The organism is Spiroplasma sp. hy2, assembly GCF_044714365.1.
GTDB classification, from domain to species: domain Bacteria; phylum Bacillota_I; class Bacilli_A; order Mycoplasmatales; family Mycoplasmataceae; genus Spiroplasma; species Spiroplasma phoeniceum.
Map to the genome: position 1 here is coordinate 1 of NZ_RXFZ02000060.1, position 5,537 is coordinate 5,537.

Below are 5,537 nucleotides of genomic sequence, written 5' to 3' on the forward strand. Positions count from 1 at the left end.
AAAATATATTGACATTAAAATTAAAAGTAATACAATCTAAATAAGTAAGTGGTATATTATTCCACAATTTCTAAGATATTAATTTAAGACCCTTAAATAATTTATACGACCAAAATCTTATTAATTAAAAATTAATAAGATTTTTTTATGACAACGTAATTAATTCTGGTGATTCTAAAATTTCTTTTAATCGTGTTAAGAAAATCCCTGCTTCTGCAGCATCAATAATTCGTTGATCAATTGTTAAAGCAAGATTCATTATTGAACGAATTACTAGTTTATCCCCTTTTATGACAATTGGTTTACGAACAATACGCCCAACACCAATTACTGCTGAATTAGGATAAAAAATTGTTGGTGTTGCATTAACTGCTCCAACCATTCCATAGTTGGCAATAGTAATAGTACTTCCTTTTAATTCATAATCATATAATTCACCTTGACGTAAATGTTCAATTGTTTCTTGAATGTTAATTGCAATTTGTTTTAAACTCATTCGCTCAGCAAATTTAATAACTGGAATAACTAATCCCTCACTAGTTTCTGTTGCTAACCCAATGTGTTGTGAATTTTTAATTACAATTTGATTTGTTTTTGAATCATAATATGAATTTAATTTTGGATATTCACTTAAAGCTAACGAAACTGCTTTTACTAAAAAACTCATTGTCGAAAATCGAACACCATGCTCAGCATTAGCATTTTTTAATTTTCGTTGTTGATCAATAATTGCTGACATATCAATTTCAGTATTAATTGTTAATGGTGGTACATGTGCTTGAGACATAATCATTGATTGAATCGCAGGATATCTTGTTGATTTAATTTCTTCTCTTGTTTCTAATCCCTGTGGTTCAACTTGACTATTAGTATTAATAATATTTAAATTGTTATTTAATGGTTGTACCAAGTTTCCATAACTATTAGGAATTGTAGTTTCTGTGGAATTAAATTTTTTAACTTGTAAATTATGTGCTTCGCAATTATGTTCAGTTTTTAATTCAGGCCCTTGTTTATTATTAAATTTAAATTCTTTTAACATCTCTTTTAAAACAGGATCTGACTCATTCATTGTTTTTAACATTTGTTGCATTAACATATATTGCATCATTTTTTCAATGTTTGTTCCATCTGTATTATTATTATTTACTTGACGTAAACTTTGAATTTCTCGTAATAATTCATTTTGACGATTATTTTGTTCTTGATTAACTAAGCGTTCTTTTAAAATTGCCAATTCAATCATTACATTATTGTCAATTGTACCTTTTAAACTACAGTTACTTTCATCACTGTTTTCAAGTTGAGTTAATTGCTTAGATGATTGTTGTTTTTCATATGATAAAGATGGTTTAACTATATCATCATTTGTTTTTTTCTGCTGCGAATTATTATCATAATATTCATTATCTAATATTTTATATTGTGATTCAACTTCCTCAAAAGAAGGACGCTGATAATTATTAATTCCTCCTAAAACAGAATCAATTTCAACATTTCCTTTTGCAATTTGCTCCATTCTTTTCTTAATTAACTCTCGTTGATTTCTTGTTTTTAAAATTTTTTCTCGTTGCCCATTATCATTTAATTTTTCATATAAACGATCACGATAAGATTTTAATGGAGAAAAATGTCCTTGTTTTTTTTCTTTCGCTTCATTTGACTCATTTGGATCAATTGTGTAACCATCAGCAGAAATATAAGCTTCATCAGATAATTTTTTGTCATTTGTTTTAAAAGTATTAACATTGTCATTATAATTAGAAGCAGAACTACTATATCCAGTTTGTACTTCTGATGATACATTTCTTTTAATTAAATCATTCATTCTTCCTTGGACAATATTACGTAAAATTTTAGGACGTCCATCTTCATCTAAAAAATCCATTGAATTTTTGGAATTATCACTTTCTAATGATAACTCATGAAAATCATTATTATTATGTAATTGCTCACGACGTTGATTTACAAGATTACGAAAACTAGTATTTTCATTTTGACCACCAAAAAATGCTGCTGCATTAATTGGTACTTCATCTTGATGCTTTGTTGTATTAACTAAATATTTTGCATATTCTTTTGCTTGATTTTCTTCTGTTAATTTTGTTTGTCCAATTGGAATAGCATTCGTTATAATATTGTTGGGAATAGAAGGCAGTTGATTCAAACTATTTGTTTGTGATTCAAAGTTACCATCTTGAAACATATTACTATTCAAATCAGGAATATTAACCATTGTTGTCTTCGACTCACTTTTTATTTCTTTATTCATTGGGTTTTTAATTGTATCAATTGAAGGAATTTTTTCTCGATTATTAATAATATCATTATCATTAATTTTTAAATTTTTAAATGATAATCTTCGTGTTTTCTTAGGACCAAAAGATAATGCTGTTTCATCCCATCGTTTCTGTTCTTCTTGTGTTATTTTAGTGGGTTGTTCAAAAAGTTGTTTTTGTGATGATGAATTGTTTTGTTGCTGAAAATTAATAGATTGATTTTGTTCAATATTTGTTGAAAAATAAGAACTATTATTAATAGTATTCTCTTTAGAAAAGGGAGTTCCACCATTTTGGTTAAAATTTTGTGATAATATCGAAGTATCATATGGCTGTTGTTCATTAATTAATACAGCTCTTGAATTAATAATGTTTTCATTATTGTAAACTTGTTGCTGATTCAATAAAGGTGGCGTAAAAGTTGGATGTAAAGTATTTTCGTTTCCAATACTAATTCCTGAATAATCATCTTCTTCAACATCATTTCATTTTGTTCCAAATTGACCATTTTTTGTTGTCGAAAATTTTACCCCTTTTTTATTTAAACGAGTAAATTCGTTATCTTCAAGACGTTTAAAATAATACTTTTCAATTTCATCTTCAGTTGTTAGCAAATTAGCAATAACAGCATTGGGTTTAATTTTAGTACCTTTTTTAATTGGCTTAACAATAATTCCATCCATTGGGGCTGTAATAATAGATTCACCATTTTCAGTTTCAATTAAAGCAATTTTATCACCTAATTTAACTTCTTCATTCTGATATAAGAATTTTTTTAAAATTCCTTTTTTTTCTAACGTTAATACTCTAATTTTTTTCATTGTTTCTGATTACCCCATTCAAAAAAAACTTAATATGTTTTATTAAATCTAGTTTAGCCACTTTTATACCCATTTTATTACAAAGTAATTATATCATACATTCACTGTTTTTTAGTATTAAAATAAAAAATAATATTATACACAAAAAATAAAAAAATGCAAAATTTTTACATTTCTTTCACATTTCTTTTTATCCTTTTTACTTTATTATCAAATTCTGTAATATGCTTAGTTTCTGTTAAATTTTTTACCCATTTTTTTCGTTTTAAAATAATCAATGCTCAAATTGCTTTTAAACTGTCAACTGATTGCATAATTAATACAATATAAATAATATCTAAATTTAAAGTAAAAATTAAAATTGCTAATAATGGTACTGGCACTAATCATGTGAATAAAGCATCTAAAACAAAGGCATTCATCACAGCACCACCTGTTATAATAATGGCATAACTTGTTGCAGCAATCATTAAACAAGGATATCATAATCCATAAGCAAAAAGCATCCAATGTGCAATTCTAAATGTTTCTGGCGTATTATTTACAAACAATAATTCTGGTAAAAATCATCCTCCTGCAACTAAAATTAATCCCGCAATAATTCCAACTAGAAAAGACAAAATAACTAAATGTTTACCATTATATTCTGCCTCTTCTAAATTATTAGCCCCTAACCGGCTGCCAACTAAAACTGAAGTTCCCGCAGCAAATCCATGATACAGCGGCGTATATAAAGCAGCAATAATTGTTGAAAAAATCGCATTTGCTGTTAAAGCATCTAAACTATAATATGCTCGTAATTTAACTTGTACTACCATTCCGACTGATCAAAAAATTTCATTTAAAACAATTGGTCAAGCTTTTTGAAACGCTCGTTTTGTAACATAACCATCAAAGTGTCATCAATTTCGAGGAATAAATTTATACCGTTTATATGAAAATAAAACTATTATAAAAACAAGTTGCAAAATACGTGAAGTTGACGTAGCAATCGCGGCTCCTTGTACACCAATTCCATTAAAATTTGCAATAAAATTTGGTTCAATTAAAAATGGATTCATAAAACAATTCGTACTTAAAGCAATAACTGAAATTCATACTGCCAAACCTGCTCGACCAGTTTCACGTAAAGTCGTAATAAAAGCAATGTTAATTGCTAACAATGGATATGATAAAGCAACTATTTTAAAATACTCTGCTCCTTCTAATGTTGAAATTGACGCTGCTCTATATTCAAAATATTTAAACCACTGAATTGCTAAATCTTTATCCTCAGGTTTTAATTGTGCAACTATCTCAGGGCGAGGAGCATATTTTGGTGTTGTAGTAAAACTAATCATTTCATAACCACAAACCTGCGATAAAATTAATACAATAAGGCAAATAATTAAACAAACATAAATTTTTAATAATGTTACTTGTTGTAATTCTTTATATTTTTCAGCACCATAATATTGTGCATTAAAAACTCCAAAGCCATAACAAACTCCGCTTAGAATTGCAAACATAATAAAATAAAGTTGGTTAGAGGCAGCAACTCCATTAATTGCTAATTGTCCTGCTGTATAATGATATCCAACATAATTTCCTAAACCCCAACTATCTCAAACTGCTTTTACATGATAAATATTATCTGCTCCAAAAATATATTTAATCTCATTAAATAGTTCTTGATAACCATGGACATTTTTTTGAATTGAACTTGCAAAAAAATTATCAACTAAATCTGTTGATTCCATAATAATTTCTTGTAATGTTGCTAATAAAATTAGTACTAATGCAGTCGCATATCATTTTTTTGAGGCAAAAAATTTCAGATGTTTTTTGCCTTGTACTTTTATCATTGTATCCCCCTTATAATGAGCCTAAAATATCCTGGAAATATTATAATATAAAAAAATAAAAATTATGATTTTTATTTTAAGTTATCTTTATCTTGATTTTTATTCTTATTTACTGTTTTTTGCTTTTTGTGTTTTTTTCTTGACTTACCAATTTTTTGCCATAAACTTTCTAATTTTTTATTTTCACTATGATTTGCAACTTGATCAGTTCTTCGTTTGAAAAAAAAACTAATCCAATTATAAGCATTAAAATTATTATTGAAATTAATAAAGCAGCTCATCATGGAAGAACATCGAATAATGATTTTACTAACAAATGCATTGTCTTGCCCCCCTTTTATATTAATATTTTCTATTATACACAAAAAATAAAAAGATTAATAATCCTTATGTAAATTGTAATTACAAACACGCTTTTTCCAAAGCTCTTATTAGTAAAATGATAACATCATTTAAAATAAATGCAACTATTTTTAAAAAAATTAAAATATTTCTTTAATTTTGTCGAAAACTCTTGATATTTATAAAATATACCTAAAATTAGGTATATTTTTAATATATGGAGGTAAATAATTAATGAAAAAAATAATTAA

At 26.5% G+C, this 5,537-nt stretch carries 3 protein-coding genes; all 3 read right to left on the bottom strand.

Annotated elements, in window-relative coordinates:
- Positions 1–145: 145 nt before the first annotated feature.
- The 3 genes from EHV01_RS02855 to EHV01_RS02865 all read right to left on the bottom strand — a co-directional run bounded on the left by EHV01_RS02855 (position 146) and on the right by EHV01_RS02865 (position 5,225).
- Positions 146–3,100: a 2-oxo acid dehydrogenase subunit E2 gene (locus EHV01_RS02855; protein WP_422066116.1), complete on the bottom strand. Its 2,955-nt coding sequence runs from the start codon at positions 3,098–3,100 to the stop codon at positions 146–148.
- 167 nt (positions 3,101–3,267) lie between these two features.
- Complete coding sequence (locus EHV01_RS02860; RefSeq protein WP_422066117.1) at positions 3,268–4,944, bottom strand: MATE family efflux transporter; 1,677 nt, start codon at positions 4,942–4,944, stop codon at positions 3,268–3,270.
- Between the two features lie 71 nt (positions 4,945–5,015).
- Positions 5,016–5,225, bottom strand: a complete 210-nt coding sequence (locus EHV01_RS02865; RefSeq protein ID WP_422066118.1) for a hypothetical protein — start codon at positions 5,223–5,225, stop codon at positions 5,016–5,018.
- Positions 5,226–5,537 lie beyond the last annotated feature (312 nt).